Raw genomic sequence first — 2,147 nt, forward strand, 5'->3', positions numbered from 1 at the left:
GCTGGCCGTGTCCGCCATGAACGGCGCCGTCTACGACTCCACGTGGAACGTCTTTTTCAAGATGAACTTCGCCAAGCTGTACCAGGGCATGCTCTACACCTCGCTGGGGCCGCTGGATGTCGCCATGGGCGAAATCTTCCTCGCCCTGCTGCGCGGGGCCATGTACGCGACCGGCTTCACGGCCGTCATGGGCCTGATGGGACTCATCACCACGCCGTGGGCCATCCTGATGATCCCGGCCTCGGTGCTGATCGCCTTCGGCTTCGCGAGCTTCGGCATGGGGATCACGAGCTACATGAAGACGTTCCAGCAAATGGACTGGATCAACTTCGTCATGCTGCCCATGTTCCTCTTCAGTGCCACGTTCTACCCGCTCAGCGTCTACCCGCAGTCCATCCAGTGGCTGATCCAGGCCATGCCGCTGTGGCACGGCGTGGAACTGCTGCGCCAGATCAGCGTGGGGGTGTTCACCCCGGCCACCGCCGTGCACATCGGCTACTACCTCGTCATGATTGCCCTCGGCGTCCTGCTCATCACGAGCCGGCTGCGCAAACTGTTCCTCAAGTAGCCGTCCTTCCAAAAAAGGAGACCCCATGATCGGAAAATGGCAGGCCCTCGTCATCGACTGCGAGGACCCGGACAAGCTCGCCGGCTTTTACCAGGAGCTGCTGGGGATGATCCGGGTGCAGGAGGACGAGGAGTGGATTTCGATCGGCGACGCCGCCGACCGTCCCGCCGTCGCCTTCCAGCGGGTGGAGCGGCTGGTCCGCCCGCAGTGGCCCGACGCCGAGCACCCGCAGCAGATGCACGTGGACGTGCTCGTCGGGGACCTCGACGCCGCCGAAGCCGAGGTGCTCCGGCTCGGCGCTACCAGCCTCGACGCCGGTACGGAAACCTTCCGGGTCTACACGGACCCCAGCGGCCACCCGTTCTGCCTTGTCCTGACCTAAACCTCCGTCCTGACCTAAACGCTGGTCCTGACCTAAACGCCGGTCCTGACCTAAACGCTGGTCCTGACCCAGGCCCGGCGCGGGGGCGGCGTTCGCCCGGGGTGGAAGCGGAACGGGCGGCCGGCCCCGTTTGCGATAATGGGCTCATGCAATCTCTGGGTAGCTCCTCGTCCACATCCAACGACACAACGGCCCGCGGCCGGTTTTCCATGTTCCGCATCAGCGGGCCGGGGCTGCTGGTCTTCATCATCGCGTTCGTGGTGGCCGTGATCTTCGCGGCCAACCAGAACGACGTCGTGGGCTGGATCGTGGCGATCATCGCCGGCTTCTGGCTGGCGCTGGCCTCCTTCGTCGTGTTCAGCATCCAGAAGGCCGCGAAGAAGGCCGGGGCCAGGCTGACCGAGGCCCAGAACGCGTTCAACGCCGCAGCGGGCCGGCCGCCGGCTGCGGGCAGCGCGGACCACGGCGGAACCCGCGTGGTGAGCGAAAGCCGCGCAGCGGACAGCGTCCGCGACATGAAGCTGGTCCACTCCTTCAAGATCGTCCAGGTCCAGGTCCGGGTGGTCGAGCAGGAGCGGGCGAAGGGCGAGGCGGCGGACCGCGACACGATCAGCCGCGCCCTGGAGACCATCGAGATCACCGCCACCAACGCGCGGGACATGATCAAATCCCCGGGCGGCGATGACGCTCCCGTCAGCGGAACCATCATCGACTAGAGTGGATCGGGTGAGCTCGGCATTGAAGAAGGACCACCTTCGCATCGCGTCAGTCAACGTCAACGGCCTCCGTGCCGCCTACAAGAAGGGCATGGCGGAGTGGCTTGAGCCGCGCGAGGTGGACATCCTGTGCCTCCAGGAGGTCCGCGCGCCGGACGCGATCGTCGAGGAACTGCTCGGCGAGGGCTGGTACATTCTCCACGCCGAGGCCGAGGCCAAGGGCCGGGCCGGCGTTGCCATTGCCTCCCGGGAAGAGCCCCTGGCCACCCGGGTGGGGATCGGCGATGACTTCTTCGCCACGGCCGGACGCTGGGTCGAGGCGGACTACATCGTGCGGGACGCGGACGGGCAGGCCTCACAGCAGACCGTCGTGAGCGCCTACGTGCACTCGGGCGAGGCCGGCACTCCCAAGCAGGACGACAAATTCAGTTTCCTCGATGTCATGGTCCAGCGGCTGCCCGAACTCGCCAAGCACAGTGAC

The 2,147-nt window shown here is 66.0% G+C and carries 4 protein-coding genes; all 4 read left to right on the plus strand.

What is annotated here, in order from left to right; genetic code table 11:
• Positions 1 to 568 (plus strand): ABC transporter permease (locus LQV45_RS27445; protein ID WP_230009981.1); only part of this gene is annotated, 568 nt, incomplete at its 5' end.
• 25 nt (positions 569 to 593) lie between these two features.
• Complete coding sequence (locus LQV45_RS27450) at positions 594 to 950, plus strand: VOC family protein (RefSeq protein WP_230009984.1); 357 nt, start codon at positions 594 to 596, stop codon at positions 948 to 950.
• 146 nt (positions 951 to 1,096) lie between these two features.
• Positions 1,097 to 1,666 carry a hypothetical protein gene (locus tag LQV45_RS27455; protein ID WP_230009987.1) on the plus strand — a complete coding sequence of 190 codons (570 nt, stop codon included), beginning with the start codon at positions 1,097 to 1,099 and terminating at the stop codon, positions 1,664 to 1,666.
• A gap of 10 nt (positions 1,667 to 1,676) precedes the next feature.
• The coding region (locus LQV45_RS27460) for an endonuclease/exonuclease/phosphatase family protein (protein WP_230009991.1) at positions 1,677 to 2,147 on the plus strand (471 nt) is incomplete at its 3' end.

It is taken from the genome of Microbacterium sp. Bi128 (assembly GCF_918698205.1).

What these genes read in the sequence shown, in the direction of transcription:
- LQV45_RS27450 (WP_230009984.1), top strand. Translation starts at nt 594, where the DNA reads ATGATCGGAAAATGGCAGGCCCTCGTCATCGACTGCGAGGACCCGGAC.
- LQV45_RS27455 (WP_230009987.1), top strand. Translation starts at nt 1,097, where the DNA reads ATGCAATCTCTGGGTAGCTCCTCGTCCACATCCAACGACACAACGGCC.